The organism is Mycobacterium conspicuum (assembly GCF_010730195.1).
Taxonomy (GTDB): domain Bacteria; phylum Actinomycetota; class Actinomycetes; order Mycobacteriales; family Mycobacteriaceae; genus Mycobacterium; species Mycobacterium conspicuum.
The window spans coordinates 1,696,729-1,711,563 of sequence record NZ_AP022613.1 but is presented as its reverse complement, the minus strand read 5'-3'; the positions used below and the strand labels follow the sequence as shown (position 1 = coordinate 1,711,563).

Below are 14,835 nucleotides of genomic sequence, written 5' to 3'. Positions count from 1 at the left end.
CAAAATTCCCCCTCCCTGGGAACGTAGAGCCTCAGGCTCGACAGTAGCGATGAAACCGGTAGCGCAGTCCCGAGCGACTGGTCAGCCACTCCCCCGTCTGTCCTAGCCATGCCTCGTCGAGCACCGGGGCCAGCGCGTCGTCGTCATCGCGGGGCATCTCGATGTCCACCTCGGTGACCTCACACCGTTGGGCGTACGGCAACGCTAGCGAGTAGATCTGCCCGCCGCCGATCACCCACGTGTCCGCGTCCGCCTGGGAAAGGGCAAAGGCCTTGTCGAGTGAATCGACCACCTCGGCCCCGTCGGCCACGAAGCCACCTTGGCGGCTGAGTACGACGTTCCTGCGGCCGGGCAAGGGTCGAACCCGTGCCGGCAGCGATTCCCAGGTGCGCCGTCCCATCACGACCGTGTGACCCATAGTGACCTGTTTGAAACGGGACAAATCCTCCGGCAGGTACCAGGGGATGTCGCCGGCGCGGCCGATCACACCGGAGGTGGACTGAGCCCACACCAGGCCCACGCTCATACAGCGACGGGCGCTTTGATCGCCGGGTGGGGATCGTAGTTCTCCACGACGATGTCGTCGTAGGTATAGTCGAAGATCGAATCTTTCTGCGCCAGAACAAGTTTCGGGTAGGGCCTGGGCTCGCGGCGCAGTTGCTCGCGGACCTGCTCGACGTGGTTGTCGTAGATGTGGCAGTCCCCGCCGGTCCAGACGAACTCGCCGACGTCCAGCCCCGCCTGGGCGGCCATCATGTGCGTGAGCAGCGCGTAGCTGGCGATGTTGAACGGCACCCCCAAGAACAGGTCGGCGCTGCGCTGGTACAGCTGACAGCTCAGCCGGCCGTCGGCGACGTAGAACTGGAACAGCGCGTGACACGGCGCCAACGCCATCCGCGGGATTTCGCCGACGTTCCAGGCCGACACGATGATGCGCCGCGAATTCGGGTCGGTGCGCAGCAGCTGCAGCGCGGCGCTGATCTGGTCGATATGCTCGCCCGACGGCGTCGGCCAGGATCGCCACTGCACCCCGTAGATCGGCCCGAGATCGCCTGTGTCACTGGCCCATTCGTCCCAGATGGTGACGCCGTTTTCGTGCAGCCATGCGATGTTGGAGTCGCCGCGCAAGAACCACAGCAACTCGTAGACCACGGACTTGAAGTGCACCTTCTTGGTGGTCAGCAGCGGGAAGCCGGCCGACAGGTCGTAGCGCAACTGCTGGCCGAACAGGCTGCGGGTCCCGGTGCCGGTGCGGTCGGGTTTGGCGCTGCCCGTCGCGAGCACCACGCGGAGCAGGTCCTCGTAGGGGGTGGCGATCGGCACGCGGTCAGCTTAGCGGCGATCGCAAGCCTGGCGAAGCCAGGCGCGGCGGATCGACGCCACAAATCCCGCGGCGATCGCAAGCCTGGCGAAGCCAGGCGCGGCGGGTCGACGCCAACAAATCCCGCGGCGATCGCAAGCCTGGCGAAGCCAGGCGCGGCGGATCGACGCCAATGAATCTAGCTTCGACCGGCCGGTGTAGAACGAAAGCCATGCCGAATATCAAAGACAGCGTCGCTACCCCCGACGGCGCCTGCCCGGTCCAGCTGTTCACCCCCGAGGGCCCCGACGCCCAGGGCCCCTGGCCCGGGGTGGTCATGGTCCCCGACGCCGGCGGCGTGCGCGAAACCTTCAATCAGATGGCGGGGAGGCTGGCCGGATACGGCTACGCGGTACTGCTGCCGGACGTGTACTACCGCAGCGGCGACTGGGCCCCGTTCGACATGGTCAGCGTGTTCGGCGACAAGAGCGAGCGCAATCGGCTGTTCGGCATGATCGGCAGCCTGACCCAGGACAAGGTGACCAGCGACGCCGCCGCGTGGTTCGACTACCTGGTGTCCCGGCCGGAGGTCAGCGGAGACCGGTTCGGGGTCTGCGGCTACTGCATGGGCGGGCGGATCTCCGTAACGCTGGCGGGCCGCCTACCGGAGCGCGTCGCGGCCGCCGCGTCGTTCCACGGCGGCGGCCTGGTGACCGACACTCCCGACAGCCCGCACCTGCTGGCCGACCGGATGACCGGCACGGTCTACGTCGGCGGCGCCGAGAACGACGCGTCGTTCACGGCCGACCACGCCGAGCAGCTCGAGAAGGCGCTGACGGCGGCCGGCGTGCGGCACACCATCGAGTGGTATCAGGCGGCCCACGGCTTCGCGGTGCCCGACAACGCGCCCTACGACGAAGCCGCCGCCGAACGGCACTGGGCGGCGATGGCGGACACCTTCGCCGCGACGCTGCGTTAGTTCCGCGAGCAGATACAAACGAGCGCGGGTCTCGGGGCCTTTGCGTCTGCTCGCCGGCTCGACCTAGCTCGGCGGCAGGTCGACCAACTCGGCCAATCGGGCGCGGTGGCGGTAAGCGGTGCCGAGGGCCAATTGGTCACTCTTGGCCCGCTTGAGGTACAGGTGCGCCGGATACTCCCACGTCATCCCGATGCCGCCGTGCAGCTGCACGCACTCCTCGGCGGCGTGCACCGCGACCCCGCTGCAGTAGGCCTGCCCGATCGCCGCCGCGGCGGCCGCGTCGTCGTCGCCGCGCGCGCAGGTGTCGGCAGCGTAGCGGGCCGCCGCCGTCGCCGCGCCGACCTCGAACCACAGGTCGGCCAGCCGGTGTTTGATCGCCTGGTAGGAACCGATCGTACGGGCGAACTGCTTGCGCTCCTTGGCATAGGACAGCGTGGTGTCGAAGCACCACTGCGCCACCCCGAGCTGCTCGGACGCCAGCAGCGCCGCGCCGGTCTGCAGCGCCGCCGCCAACGCGTCCTGCCCGGCCCCGACCCGCGTCGACGCGGCGCCAGAGAAGCGGACATCCGCCAGAGGTCTGGTCATATCCAGCGCCAGCACCGGCGCGATCTGCACACCGTCCGCCGTCGCCGAAACCGTGTGCAGCTCAAGGCCGTCGGCGCCCGCCACCGGAACCACCAGCACGTCGGCCTCGGTCGCGCCCGCGACGCTGCCGACCGCCCCGGTCAGGCCGTCGGCGCCACCGCTGACCCCCGCAACCGCAGCGCCCGGCGCGGTCGACAGCGGCACCACCAGCGCCGCGGTCACCGCGCCCTTAGCCAATTCCGGCAGGGTCTCGGTGTCGCCGGCACGCAGCAGCGCCACCGTGGCCAGCACCGCGCTGGACAAAAACGGCACCGGAGCGACGGCCCGGCCGATCTCCTCCAGCACGACGGCGGCCTCGCGGGCGCTGGCGCCGGCGCCGCCGAGCGCTTCGGGGATCAGCAGTCCGGCCAACCCGAGCTCGGCGGCCAGCGTCCGCCAGATATCGGAAAACTCTTGTGGCGTCGGGCTTTCCGTGTCGTACGACCGGGCAACCAACTCGGGCGGGCAGCGGTCGGCGAACAGCCGCCGAACGCTGTCCCGCAGCGCGTCCTCGGTGTCGGAATACAGCAGGTCCGCGTAGCTCATCGGTTCAGGTCCTTCCAGGCGACGTCTTTGTCGACGCGGTGCTCGCCCGGCAGGCCGAGGACCCGTTCGGAGATGGTGTTGCGCAAGATCTCCGAGGTGCCGCCCTCGATGGAATTGCCACGCGCCCGCAGGTAGCGGTATCCGGGCCCGCGGCCAATGAGATCAACAACCTCCGGCCTGCGCATCGTCCAGTCGTCGTAGCGCAGCCCCGCCTCGCCGTTCAACTCGATCTCGAATCCCGAAATCTCCTGTGCCACACGGGCAAACGCCACCTTCATGCCGGCGCCTTCCGGTCCGGGTTGACCGGTGGCGGCCTGCTGGCGCAGCCGCTCCCCGGCGAGCCGCAACACCTCCGCTTCCACCCACAGGCGCATCAGCTCGTCGTGCATGGCCGGATCGCGCATTGCCGGCTCGTTTCGCCACGCCTTGGCGACCTTGCCGATGTGGCCGCCTTCGCGCGGAGCGCGCGAGCCCGCCCCGATAGCGACCCGCTCGTTGTTCAGCGTGGTGGTCGCGACCCGCCAGCCGCCGCCCTCGGGACCGAGCCGATTGGCGTCCGGTACCCGCGCGTCGGTGAGGAAGACTTCGTTGAACTCCGCCTCGCCGGTGATCTGGCGCAGTGGCCGGACCTCGATGCCGGGTTGGGTCATGTCGATCAGAAAGTAGGTCAGCCCAACGTGTTTGGGCACCGCCGGGTCGGTGCGGGCGACCAGGATGGCCATGCTGGCGTGCTGCGCCTGCGACGTCCACACCTTCTGCCCGTTGACGATCCACTCGTCCCCGTCGCGCACCGCACGCGTGGCGGCCGCGGCCAGATCCGAACCGGCGCCGGGCTCGCTGAACAGCTGGCAGTAGATCTGCTCACCGGTAAACAACGGGCGCAAGAACTTTCGCTTCTGCTCATCGGTCCCGAACGCCGCGATGGTCGGCGCCGCCATGCCCATGCCGATGTAGTTCTTGGGGGTGCCGCCGACCGGAGCGCCCGCCGCGGCGAGCTTGGCGTTCACCCGATCCTGCGCGGTGCGCGGCAGGTCCAGGCCGCCGAACCCGAGCGGCAGATGCACCCAGGCCAGGCCAGCGTCGTACTGCGCGCCCAGAAACTCGCGCGGTTCGGTGGTCTTCGGATCGTGCTCGTCCAGCAGCGCCTGTATCCGGGCGTCCAAATCCGTGCTCATTGCTTACCTCCCGGCTTCATCTGGTAGCCCTGCGCCGGTCCGAGGAGCAGGCCGCCGTCGATGACCATGGTCTCGCCGGTGATCCAGCTCGCCGCATCCGAAACCAGGAAGGCGACCGCGCTCGCGACATCGTCGGGCTCACCGATGCGGCCGAGCGCGATGGTCGAGGACAGCGGATCCTCGTGGCCCTTCCACAGCGCCTCGGCCAGTCTGGTGCGCACCACGCCCGGAGAGATGGCGTTGACCCGGACACCCGGTGAAAGTTCCAACGCCAGTTGCTTGGTGACGTGGATCAGCGCCGCCTTGGTGGCGTTGTACATGCCCATCCCCACCGACTGGTGCATGCCGCCGATGGACGCGGTGTTGACCACGGCCCCGCCGTGCTCTCCCATCCACGCCTTGACGGCGAGTGAGGTCCACAGCAGCGGCGCCCACAGGTTGACTTCGAAGATCTTGGTGAAGCGGGCGTGGTCCTGCTCGATGAGCGGGCCGAACGCCGGGTTGGTTCCGGCGTTGTTGACCAGAATGTCGACACTGCCGAAGCGCTCGAGGGTGAGATCCACGCACGCCCGCGCGGCGTCCTCGTCGACGGCGTGCGCGCCGACGCCCAGGGCGCGTTCGCCGACCTGCTTTGCGGCCTCCTCGGCGGCTTCCTGTTTGCGCGCCGTGAGCACGACATTGGCGCCGTTGGCGGCCAATTGTTGGGCGATCGCCAGGCCAATTCCCCGCGAGGCGCCGGTGATGATTGCGGTGCGCCCGGTCAGGTCGAGTGAAGTCATGTCAGACATCTTCGCTCACCCGCTCGCGCCCCATCCTTTTGGGAATGTTTTACGCCGGCGTAAGGGTGGTATGCGGCAGGAATGTTAGCGAAATTGAACCCCATGAAACCACTGTTCGTCGCCGGGGCCATCGCCGCGGCCATCACCGCCGCGCCCGCGGCCGCCGCCGGCACGTTCGCCGCCGGACCTGCGGCAACCGGCCCGGTCTCGACGCACGTCATCATCAAGGACGACCCGGGCGGCGGCGGCTGTGACGCCAACGGCAACTGTGGGTCCGGTGGCCAGAACCAGGGCCCGGGCGGCGGTCCGGGCGGCCAGGGCTGCGTCCCGGGCGTCGGCTGCGGCTCCGGCGGCCAGAACGCGGGCCCGGGCGGCGTGCCGGGCGGCACCGGATGCCTGCCGGGCGTCGGCTGCGGCTCCGGCCACGGATAACAACGGGTTGACCCTCAGCCTCCCGGGAGCCTGGTGATCCAGGCCCGGGAGTCTGCTGGGTCGATCACGTCGTCGAGTTCGAACGTGGTGGCCGCCCGCAACGCCTTGCCGTGCTGATAGGCCGCCTCGACGAGGCGATCGAAAAGCCGCTGGCGCTCGAGTTCGTCGGCCGCCGCGGCTAATTCCTTGCTAAACCCAAGGCGCACAGCGCCTTCCAGGCCCATCCCGCCGATCTCGCCGGTGGGCCACGCCACGGTGAATTGCGGCGCGTGGAAAGAACCGCCGGCCATCGCCATCGCGCCCAACCCGTAGCCCTTGCGCAGAATGATCATGCCCAGCGGCACGGTCAGCCGAGCGCCGAGCACGAACATCCGGCCGAAACGACGCACGGCGGCGTCCTTTTCCGCGTCCGGCCCCACCATGAATCCCGGGGTGTCGCACAGCGAGATCACCGGCAGCCGAAACGCCTCGCACAGCCCGAGGAATTCGCCGGCCTTGTCGGCAGCCTCGGCGTCGATCGCGCCACCCAAATGGTGGCTGCTGTTGGCGATCAACCCGTAGGCAATGCCCTCGACGCGCACCAGGGCGGTGACGATCCCGACCCCATAGTCGGGCCGCAGTTCCAGAACGGAGCCGACGTCGACGATCGACTCGATGGCCCGGTGCACGTCGTAGGCGCGTAATCGGTTCTGCGGCACCACATGCCGCGCCAGGCGCGGATCCGGGGCCTGCCAATCGCCGGTGCCGCCCTGAAAGTACGACAGATACTGCTTGGCCAGCGCGACCGCGTGCGCCTCGTCGCGGGCGACCAGGTGCACCACGCCGTTGTGCCGCTGCACGTCGATGGGTCCGATTGCCTCCGGCGGGTACACCCCGAGGCCGCCGCCGTCGATCATCGCCGGCCCGCCCATGCCGATGTTGGCGTCCGGGGTGGCGATGATCACGTCGCACACCCCGGCCAGCGCGGCGTTGCCGGCGAAGCAACGGCCCGAGACGATCGACACCAATGGCACCCGGCCGCTCAGGCCGGCCAGCATCCGAAAGGTCGGCACATCCAGCCCGGCATGCCCGCCCACGTCGGTGTCGCCGGGCCGGCCGCCGCCACCCTCGGCGAACAGCACTACCGGCAGCCGTTTTCGCCCGGCCAGGTCGAACACCCGATCGGTTTTGGCGTGGTTGCGCATGCCCTGCGTCCCGGCCAGCACGGTGTAGTCATAGGAGACGACGACAGCCTCGGCGCCTCCGATTCTCGCCAGGCCGGCGACCAGGCCGTCGGCGGGGGTGTTGGCGATCAGATCCTCCTCGGACCGCCGGCTGCGCTGCGCGGCGATGGCCAGCGCGCCGTATTCGACGAAGCTGCCGTCGTCGACCAGATCGGCGATGTTCTCCCGGGCGGTGCGGCGGCCCTGGCTGTGCCGCTTGGTGACGGCCTTCTCGCGGCCTTCGTCGAGGGTGAGGCGGTGGCGCTCGGCGACCTCGTCGAGGTCGGCACGCGCCTGGTCGAGATCCATTGCGGCGGATGGGGATTCGCCTCCAGCGCCCGCGCCGGTGCGGGTGAAGATCAGCAGCGGGTCCCCGGGCCCGACGACCTGGCCGACGGTGACCACGGCGCGGATGGTCCGCAGCGCGTCGGGCGCGACCAGCACGTGTTGCATCTTCATCGCCTCGAGCACCGCCAGTTGCTCGCCGGGCGCGAATTCCGTTTCCGCGGCGGCCAACTCGACCACGGTGCCGGCCAGCTGCGCGCGCAGCGCTTCCTCGCCCGGATAAAGCTCGACCGCCGCGAGGCGGGTGTCGTGCTGGTGGGACAGCGCCGCGGCCGCCAACTCCGGAAGCTTTTCGTCGAGGAAGCTCGTGGTCACCCAGCCCGCCTGAAGCCCGCCGTCGGATAACAGTTCTCGCAGGAACGCGATGTTGGTGCGGATGCCCTCGACGCCGAAGTCGGCCAGAGCCGTGTTGGCCTTGCGCAGCGCCGCGGGGAATTCCGCACCGCGCACGTGGGTGATCACCTTGGCCAGCAGCGAATCGTAGCGCGGGCTCGGGGTCAGACCGGGACGCCCGTAGGTGTCGACGCGTACGCCCGGACCGGTGGGCGGCGAGAACGTGGTCAACGTCCCGGCCGCCGGCAGCACGGACCCGTCGGCGGCGAAGGTCTCCATGTTGACCCGCGTTTGGATCGCGATGCCCTGTCGCGCCGCCGGCTCGCCGATGACTTCGGTACCGTCGGAGGCGATTCCGGCCGGCAGTCCCAGTTGGTAATAGGACGCGCCACCGGCGATGGCCAGCTGAACGGCGACTAGGTCCACGCCGGTGGTCTGTTCGGTGATGGTGTGTTCGACCTGAATGCGCGGGTTCACCTCGAGGAACACAAACTTCCCGCCCGCCACCAGAAACTCGACGGTGGCCAGCCCGCGCAGGCCGACCCTGGCGCACAGCCGGGCCGCCGCCTCATGCAGGCCGCGGCGCAGGGTGTCCGAAAGGCCTTGGGCGGGCGCGATTTCCACCAGCTTTTGATAGCGGCGCTGGATGCTGCAGTCACGGTCACCCAGGGCCAGCGCATGCGTTTGATACCCGGCCGGTGCCGCCACGATCTGCACCTCGATGTGCCGCGCGTCCTCCACCAGCGCCTCGGCGAACAGCGCCGGGCTGCCGAACCCGAGCTGCGCCTCGGCCGCGCACTGGCGGTAGGCGTCGTCAATCTGGTCCGCGCTGGCCACCTTGCGCATTCCGCGGCCGCCGCCGCCGGCCAGCGCCTTGATCACGATGGCGCCGTCCTGGGTCGCGAAGAACGCGCGGACGTCGTCGACGCTGCTGGGCCCTTCGGTCGCCGGCAGCACGGGCACCCCGGCCGCGACGGCGGCGGCGCGGGCCGAAGACTTGTTGCCGACCCGCTCGAGCACGTCGGGATCCGGGCCGACGAACGTGAACCCGGACGCCGCGCACGCGCGGGCGAATTCGGCGTTCTCGGACAGGAATCCGTAGCCGGGGTGGATCATTTCGGCGCCTGACTTTTTGGCGGCCGCAAGGAATGCCGCCTGGTCCAGGTAGTCGGGTATGTCGATCGCCTCGTCGGCGGCGTGGACGTGTGGGCTGTCGGCGTCGTCTTCGGCGTAGACGGCGACCGTTCGCATGCCCAATTCGGTTGCGGTGCGGATGATTCGCAGCGCGATCTCGCCGCGGTTCGCGATCAGCAGGGTCATCGCAGCGGGGCGCCCCACTGCACCTGTTCGCGCAGCTTGCCCTTGAGCAGCTTGCCTCCGGCGTTGCGGGGCAGCGCGTCGGTGGTGATGGTGACGTACTGGGGAACTTCGAAATCGGCGAGTTGCGCGCGGCAATGCTCGATCACCGCCCCGACGTCGATGTCCTCGCCGAACAGCACGGCGCCGACCTTCTCCCCCATCACGTCGTCGGGCACCGCGAGTACGCAGGCGTCGGCGACGTTGGGCGCCGACAGCAGCGCCGCCTCCACCGCAACGCTGGAGACGTTTTCGCCGCCGCGGTTGATGATGTCCTTGAGCCGATCGATGATGTGCACGCGGCCGGCGTCGTCCACGCGGACCACGTCACCGGTGTGCAACCAGCCGTCTACGAAGGTCGCCGACGTGGCCTCGGGTCGATTCCAGTAGCCGGCAGTCACATTGGCGCCGCGCGCGATTAGCTCCCCCACACCCGGCTCGCTCTCGTCGAACGGAATCACCGCGAGATCGATTGAGGGGACGGCATATCCGACCGAGTCGGCGTGTTCGATCGCGTCATGATCGGGCAGCACCGTCATCAGCGAGGAGCTTTCGGTCATGCCGTACCCGTTGAACACGGTGGCGTGCCCGAACGCGTCCTTCACCGAGCGCACCAACGACGGGGCGATCGGCGCGCCCCCGTAGCCCACCCAGCGCACCGCGGAGACATCGGTGCGCGGAAAGGCCTTGTACCGCAGCAACAGCGCGTAGATCGCCGGGACGGTCACCATCAGCGAGATCCGCTCGGCGGGCAGCGTCGCGATGACCTCGTCGAGGTTCAGTGTGGGCATAATCACCGATGCCCCGCCGACGCGGGCGGCCGCCAAAAGCTGTGAGTTGCAACCGGTCACGTGAAACAGCGGCACGGAGATCAGGGTGCGCAGGCCCTCGCCGACATCGCCGGCCAGCCCCATGCACCGCCGCGAGTTCTCGGTGTTGGTCAGGAATGCCTCGTGGGTGGTCGGCACACCCTTGGGGTGACCGGTGGTGCCCGAGGTGTAGAACAGTGCGGCGAGGTCGGTGCGGCCGAGTTGTTCGGTGACGTGCGGCTGGCCGTCGGGCAGCGGCGTATCGGCGGCCAGATCCACGTGCGCCCCGGAGTCCGACAGCACGTACTCGATCTCGGGTTGCGCCGAGCGGGTATTGACCGCCACCACCACCCCACCGGCCATCACCGTGCCCCAGAACGCGAGCACCCAGTTGATGCCCGCCGGATAGCGCACGGCGACCCGGTCACCCGCCTTCAGCCCGCCCGCACGCAACCCGCCGGCGACTCGTGCCGCGCGGTCCCACAGCTGGCGATAGGTCAGCCGGTCGGCGCCGAGTTCGACCACCGCCTCGCTGTCCGGACGCTGCTCAACCTGCTCGGCGAGCATGTCGAGCAGCGTGGCCGGAAGCTCGTCGTAATGCGGAATGCCGGCGGAGTCGCGGGACACACCCGTCCTGGGGAACGGGTTGTGGCCGTGGGGAATCTCGGTCGTAGCGCTGTCCTATCGTGTAGCGGTGACAATCGACGATTCCGCTATCATGCCCGAGGCGTTCTTCACTGTCGACGGCGACTCCTACCTGCCGGGCGTGATGACGCGGGGACCCTGGGGCGCGAGCATGGGCGGTCAGATCGTCGGCGGGCTGTTGGGTTGGGGAATAGAACAATCCGGCATCGACGACGACCTTCAGCCGGCCCGGCTCACGGTCGACCTGTTGCGCCCGGTGCTGCTGGAACCGGTCCAGATCCACACGTCGGTGCAGCGGGAAGGCCGGCGCATCAAGCTCGTCGACGGCGCGCTGCTGCAGAACGGCAGGACCGTCGCGCGGGCCAGCGCGCTCTTCCTGCGTCGGGGCGATCACCCCGACGGCGAGGTGTGGTCCGCAGCCTTGGAGATGCCGCCGCTGCCAACCAGTGCCGACGGCTTCCCCGCGGACATGCCGTTTCTCATCTGGGGCTACGGGGCCAGGATGGATGGCAGTCCGGGCATCGCCGCGGGCGAGTGGGAACAGTCGCATTCGCAGAAGTTCGCGTGGACGCGGTTATTCCGCCCGATGGTGCACGGCTATCCGCTCACGCCGCTGGTTCGCCTGGCGTTCGTCGGCGATGTCACCAGTTCGTTAACCCATTGGGGCACTGGCGGATTGCGCTTCATCAACGCCGACTACACCGTCACCGCGAGTCGGCTGCCCGATGGCGAGTACATCGGGCTGGCGGCCCAAAGTCACTACGGCACGGCCGGTGTGGCCACCGGGTCCGCGACCCTGTTCGATCGGCACGGACCGATCGGCACCAGTTCGGCGCTGGCCCTGGCCCAGCCCGCCGGGTCGTTCCAGCCGGCCTATGAGTAGTGATGCCGAGTACCGCTGGCCAAGATGAAGGGACGCCGCCGTGGCCGAAGAACCACAGTTGAAGTTCGAGCGTGACGGCGCGGTCGTCATCCTCACGATGAACAACCCGCGCCGGAAGAACGCCTTGACACCGCAGATGATCACGCTGATGGCGCAGGCCTGGGACGAGATCGATGCCGACGACAGCATCCGCGTGGCGATCCTCACCGGGGAAGGCTCGTCGTATTGCGTCGGCGGCGATCTGGCCGACGGGTGGATGGTCAAGGGCGCCAAGTCCCCTCCGTCCCAAGGCAAGTCGGCTGGCAGCATCATCAGCGAAGGCCTACTGCTCAGCCGTTCGCTGGCGACCCCGTTGATCGCCGCGGTCAACGGACCCTGCCTCGGTGGCGGGTGCGAGATGCTGCAGCGGACGGACATTCGGGTCGCCGAGGAGCAGGCCACTTTCGGGTTGCCCGAGGCTAAGTTCGGGCTCATCGCCGGCGCGGGATCAACCGTGCGACTCAAGCGTCAAATCCCCTACACCAAGGCGATGGAAATGATTCTGACCGGCGAGCCGCTCACCGCCGCCGAGGCCTATCACTTCGGCTTGGTGGGGCACGTCGTCCCCACCGGCCAGTCCCTGGACAAGGCGCGCGAGCTCGCCGCTCGGGTTGCCGCGAATGGTCCGCTCGCGGTTCGCAATGCCAAGGCATCGATCCTGAGCAGTGGATGGATCGATGACGAGTCTGCGCGAAAAATCGAGCAGCGCTTCGTGATCGAGGTGATGCGCTCCGCGGATGCCAAGGAAGGCCTTGCCGCATTCGCGGACAAGCGTGCGCCCCGCTTCACCGGAAAGTGAGCCTTTTGTGGAGTCGCAATAGGCGCAGTCGAAGGCGTGCCTGAGGGCCCCCGGGGGTGGAGTCCCTTACGCATCCTGCGCTTTCAGCGCGACGATCAGCCGCCTCAGGTTGTCGCGGGTCGGTCGCAGCGCGGCAGGCTCCACAGCGTCGGCAAGTCGGTTGTTGACGACTATGGCGCGTTCGGTGATGGCCTGCAGAACGCGGCGACCATTCTCGGTGAGCACCAGCAGTGGCGATGTGCGGTGGTCGGGGTTGGGTCTGAACCCGGCCAAATCGGCGGCGACCAGATCGTTGGCCACTCGCTGCACCCCCTGACGCGTAACGCCAAGGCGGCGAGCGGCTTGAGGCACGGTCAGCGCGTGATCGGAGACCGCGCTGAGCAGCTGCCAGCGCGCCTGCGTGTGGCCCTCCTTGGCGGCGATGGCCTCACCGGAGCGTCGCAGCAGGCCAGCCAGCTCGAATACGTCCGCGACCAGTAGCGCCATCTCGTCCGTCATTTCACCTCCGACGAAGACCGTTTGACAATAAGTTGTCATTATGGTCGAATGCTGTCAATAGCCGCGATCCCTTCGCATCGGAGAAGCATGAGCGCAGCGATTACGAATCTTCTGGCCGCGCAACGGGATGCCGCCACGAACCGTCCTGCGGTCCAGGGCTTCCCCCACCTGGCTGAGACGCTGCGCCGCGCCGGTGTACGAGCCAATACGTGGTGGCTTCCGGCGATGCAAAGCCTGTACGAGACGGATCTGGGTCCCGTCCTTCACCAGGGCGTGCCGCTGCTGGACGGCATGGCCGGAGTCCCGTCGTTCGACCGCACAGCCCTCGTCGAGGCGCTCCGTGCCGATCAGGCGGGCCAGACGTCATTCCGAGAGTTCGCCGCAGCAGCGTGGCGAGCCGGTGTGCTCCGCTATGTCGTTGACCTCGAGAATCGCACCTGCACTTACTTCGGTCTGAACGACCAGACGTATGTCGAGCGGTATGCGGCGGTGGAGCCTTTCCGCGGTGCCCCGACACCCGCTGAGGCAGAGCGCGGCCAGGCTACGGCTCAACCCATGAGCTGAGCCGCAACCGTCCCGCCGAGGTTCCAGCACGCCTCGACGTCGGCTTTGGTCGGCTTGCCCATCACGACGACGGTCTCGGCTGCCTTGACCCAGCCCAGCCCGGCGGTGATGCCGTCGATGGCGCGCTCGGCTCCTTCGGTCCCCTCGTTGCCGTGGAGGTAGACGCCGAACGGCCGGCCTTTTGTGGAGTCGAGCAGTTGGTAGTAGGCGCAGTCGAAGGCGTGCTTCAGAGCGCCGGAGACGTAGCCGAGATTGGCCGGGCTCCCCAGGAGGTAGCCGTCGGCCTCCAACATCTCGACCGGGGACACTGTGAGCGCCGGGCGGCGCACGACCTCTACGCCCTCGATCTCGGGATCGGTGGCCCCGGCCACCACAGCCTCAAACAGCTCCTGGCAGTGCGGGCTCGGCGTATGATGGATGATCAACAGTCTCGACATCAGGTCTCCCTCCGCTCTCATCCACCCGAATACCAGTGCCGCAATGCCCACGGCTGGTCATCACCCTCGCGCCACCGGGAGGGCAACCGTACTGCGTCCATAAAGGTGCTCGCTGTTGCCGGGTCGGTGTCGACCATAGGCGGCACCGAGATCGACTTGGCGATCTCGGTGTCCGGCAGCTCGTAACTGAACTCATGCGAGGCAGCAACAACCTCGAAGTTCACTTGAGCTGCCTCGACGTCGTCTAGCTGATATGGCGGCGGCAAGCGGATTCCTGGAGCTGCAAGCACAAGGATACGTTGTGGCGCAATCGGATACAGAAGATATGGCCACGCCCAGCTTGGGGTCTGCCAGCGATGCCCACCGAGATAGACCACGGGCTCGTCACAGGTGAGGAGCGGTGACGAGCTGGACAGCAACCACCAGGTGCGGGCCGCCGTGAAGCGAGGCACTGCCTGATTGCGCCAAACCCCGATGGCACTCTCGATAGCTCGCGGCTTGCGTTCCACGCTGGCCTCGGGCTTGTCCAACATCTGCTGCAGAAGTTCATCGTGACGCTGAGGCGTGTACGGAATCCCGTACAACTGGCACGTAAAGGGCAACATGAGGCTCGCCACCTTGGCGCGGCCAAACCGATTGAGCGCGTCTTCGATTCGCAGCTCCCGCTCGCGCGCGCGCACCGTCCGCTGATCTTGGAGCGCGACGAACACCGCCATGTTTGCGATCAGGTCACCGTCATATATGCGGCCGTCAGGGAGATCATCGAGTGCCTGGAGCCAGCTGGCGGCGTCACCCTCGATCCGTGCCATGTGCTTCTCCAGCCATAGGCCGGGAAACTCCGCCTCCAAGTCGGCAGCAGCGATCTTGTAGAAGTTGTCGCGGTTCGCGATCTCCTTGGGCGGTTGCAGATAGCTTGCGCCGGTGTCAGTCTGCGTGAGGCGGACCTTGCCATCCGCACCCGCCCATCGACGCAAGTACATCTGAGGGACGTGGTGGTGACGCTTACCGACGCTCCCTTGTTTAGCTTGCCTTTTCGACTCCTCGATCTCCTGATCAGAGGTCCATCGGTGCTGAATCATCGTCGGCGACT

General features: G+C 68.0%; 15 protein-coding genes. 5 read left to right on the top strand and 10 right to left on the bottom strand.

The window, feature by feature from the left end; all coding sequences use genetic code 11:
* Nucleotides 1-31: 31 nt before the first annotated feature.
* Nucleotides 32-526 (bottom strand): dihydrofolate reductase, encoded by a 495-nt coding sequence (locus G6N66_RS08280; RefSeq protein WP_085235933.1) that lies wholly within the window; start codon nt 524-526, stop codon nt 32-34.
* On the bottom strand, nt 523-1,323 hold the full coding sequence (locus G6N66_RS08275) for a thymidylate synthase (RefSeq protein WP_085235935.1): 801 nt from the start codon (nt 1,321-1,323) through the stop codon (nt 523-525). The genes G6N66_RS08280 and G6N66_RS08275 overlap by 4 nt, the downstream gene beginning before the upstream one ends.
* Nucleotides 1,324-1,532: 209 nt before the next feature.
* Here G6N66_RS08275 and G6N66_RS08270 point away from each other — a divergent pair, with 209 nt between their 5' ends.
* Nucleotides 1,533-2,279 (top strand): alpha/beta fold hydrolase, encoded by a 747-nt coding sequence (locus G6N66_RS08270; RefSeq protein WP_085235937.1) that lies wholly within the window; start codon nt 1,533-1,535, stop codon nt 2,277-2,279.
* A 63-nt stretch (nt 2,280-2,342) separates the two neighbouring features.
* Here the strand turns inward: G6N66_RS08270 and G6N66_RS08265 are convergent, their stop codons facing one another.
* The 3 genes from G6N66_RS08265 to G6N66_RS08255 are packed head-to-tail and all read right to left on the bottom strand — an operon-like array spanning nt 2,343 to nt 5,403.
* A complete protein-coding gene (locus G6N66_RS08265; RefSeq protein ID WP_085235939.1) occupies nt 2,343-3,449 on the bottom strand; it encodes an acyl-CoA dehydrogenase family protein in 1,107 nt (368 codons plus the stop codon).
* Nucleotides 3,446-4,624: an acyl-CoA dehydrogenase family protein gene (locus tag G6N66_RS08260; RefSeq protein ID WP_085235941.1), complete on the bottom strand. Its 1,179-nt coding sequence runs from the start codon at nt 4,622-4,624 to the stop codon at nt 3,446-3,448. Before G6N66_RS08260 ends, G6N66_RS08265 begins: the two co-directional genes overlap by 4 nt.
* Entirely contained in the window at nt 4,621-5,403 is a 783-nt protein-coding gene (locus G6N66_RS08255) for an SDR family oxidoreductase (RefSeq protein ID WP_085235943.1), read from the bottom strand. Before G6N66_RS08255 ends, G6N66_RS08260 begins: the two co-directional genes overlap by 4 nt.
* A 102-nt stretch (nt 5,404-5,505) precedes the next feature.
* On the opposite strand from G6N66_RS08255, the gene G6N66_RS08250 reads away from it, so the two are divergent.
* A complete protein-coding gene (locus G6N66_RS08250; protein ID WP_085235945.1) occupies nt 5,506-5,835 on the top strand; it encodes a PE-PGRS family protein in 330 nt (109 codons plus the stop codon).
* Nucleotides 5,836-5,849: 14 nt separating this feature from the next.
* On the opposite strand, the gene G6N66_RS08245 is transcribed toward G6N66_RS08250, so the two are convergent.
* The gene (locus tag G6N66_RS08245) at nt 5,850-9,035 is read right to left on the bottom strand and encodes an acetyl-CoA carboxylase family protein (protein WP_085236231.1); all 3,186 of its coding nucleotides are present in this window, start codon (nt 9,033-9,035) and stop codon (nt 5,850-5,852) included.
* Nucleotides 9,032-10,507 (bottom strand): class I adenylate-forming enzyme family protein, encoded by a 1,476-nt coding sequence (locus G6N66_RS08240; protein WP_372515982.1) that lies wholly within the window; start codon nt 10,505-10,507, stop codon nt 9,032-9,034. Before G6N66_RS08240 ends, G6N66_RS08245 begins: the two co-directional genes overlap by 4 nt.
* Nucleotides 10,508-10,574: 67 nt before the next feature.
* Between G6N66_RS08240 and G6N66_RS08235 the strand changes: the two genes are divergently transcribed.
* The gene (locus tag G6N66_RS08235) at nt 10,575-11,408 is read left to right on the top strand and encodes a thioesterase family protein (RefSeq protein ID WP_179968263.1); all 834 of its coding nucleotides are present in this window, start codon (nt 10,575-10,577) and stop codon (nt 11,406-11,408) included.
* A gap of 40 nt (nt 11,409-11,448) precedes the next feature.
* Nucleotides 11,449-12,246 carry an enoyl-CoA hydratase-related protein gene (locus G6N66_RS08230; RefSeq protein WP_085235949.1) on the top strand — a complete coding sequence of 266 codons (798 nt, stop codon included), beginning with the start codon at nt 11,449-11,451 and terminating at the stop codon, nt 12,244-12,246.
* Between the two features lie 66 nt (nt 12,247-12,312).
* Here the strand turns inward: G6N66_RS08230 and G6N66_RS08225 are convergent, their stop codons facing one another.
* Complete coding sequence (locus tag G6N66_RS08225) at nt 12,313-12,744, bottom strand: MarR family winged helix-turn-helix transcriptional regulator (protein WP_085235951.1); 432 nt, start codon at nt 12,742-12,744, stop codon at nt 12,313-12,315.
* Nucleotides 12,745-12,831: 87 nt separating this feature from the next.
* On the opposite strand from G6N66_RS08225, the gene G6N66_RS08220 reads away from it, so the two are divergent.
* Complete coding sequence (locus G6N66_RS08220; RefSeq protein WP_085236234.1) at nt 12,832-13,308, top strand: DUF1398 domain-containing protein; 477 nt, start codon at nt 12,832-12,834, stop codon at nt 13,306-13,308.
* Here the strand turns inward: G6N66_RS08220 and G6N66_RS08215 are convergent.
* A complete protein-coding gene (locus tag G6N66_RS08215) occupies nt 13,293-13,745 on the bottom strand; it encodes a flavodoxin family protein (RefSeq protein ID WP_085235953.1) in 453 nt (150 codons plus the stop codon). The genes G6N66_RS08220 and G6N66_RS08215 overlap by 16 nt on opposite strands.
* A gap of 17 nt (nt 13,746-13,762) precedes the next feature.
* Nucleotides 13,763-14,824 (bottom strand): DUF4238 domain-containing protein, encoded by a 1,062-nt coding sequence (locus G6N66_RS08210; protein WP_085235955.1) that lies wholly within the window; start codon nt 14,822-14,824, stop codon nt 13,763-13,765.
* Between the last annotated feature and the right edge of the window lie 11 nt (nt 14,825-14,835).

What these genes read in the sequence shown, in the direction of transcription:
- G6N66_RS08270 (WP_085235937.1), top strand. Translation starts at nt 1,533, where the DNA reads ATGCCGAATATCAAAGACAGCGTCGCTACCCCCGACGGCGCCTGCCCG.
- G6N66_RS08260 (WP_085235941.1), bottom strand. Translation starts at nt 4,624, where the DNA reads ATGAGCACGGATTTGGACGCCCGGATACAGGCGCTGCTGGACGAGCAC.
- G6N66_RS08265 (WP_085235939.1), bottom strand. Translation starts at nt 3,449, where the DNA reads ATGAGCTACGCGGACCTGCTGTATTCCGACACCGAGGACGCGCTGCGG.
- G6N66_RS08250 (WP_085235945.1), top strand. Translation starts at nt 5,506, where the DNA reads ATGAAACCACTGTTCGTCGCCGGGGCCATCGCCGCGGCCATCACCGCC.
- G6N66_RS08245 (WP_085236231.1), bottom strand. Translation starts at nt 9,035, where the DNA reads ATGACCCTGCTGATCGCGAACCGCGGCGAGATCGCGCTGCGAATCATC.
- G6N66_RS08255 (WP_085235943.1), bottom strand. Translation starts at nt 5,403, where the DNA reads ATGACTTCACTCGACCTGACCGGGCGCACCGCAATCATCACCGGCGCC.
- G6N66_RS08225 (WP_085235951.1), bottom strand. Translation starts at nt 12,744, where the DNA reads ATGACGGACGAGATGGCGCTACTGGTCGCGGACGTATTCGAGCTGGCT.
- G6N66_RS08215 (WP_085235953.1), bottom strand. Translation starts at nt 13,745, where the DNA reads ATGTCGAGACTGTTGATCATCCATCATACGCCGAGCCCGCACTGCCAG.
- G6N66_RS08280 (WP_085235933.1), bottom strand. Translation starts at nt 526, where the DNA reads ATGAGCGTGGGCCTGGTGTGGGCTCAGTCCACCTCCGGTGTGATCGGC.
- G6N66_RS08210 (WP_085235955.1), bottom strand. Translation starts at nt 14,824, where the DNA reads ATGATTCAGCACCGATGGACCTCTGATCAGGAGATCGAGGAGTCGAAA.
- G6N66_RS08220 (WP_085236234.1), top strand. Translation starts at nt 12,832, where the DNA reads ATGAGCGCAGCGATTACGAATCTTCTGGCCGCGCAACGGGATGCCGCC.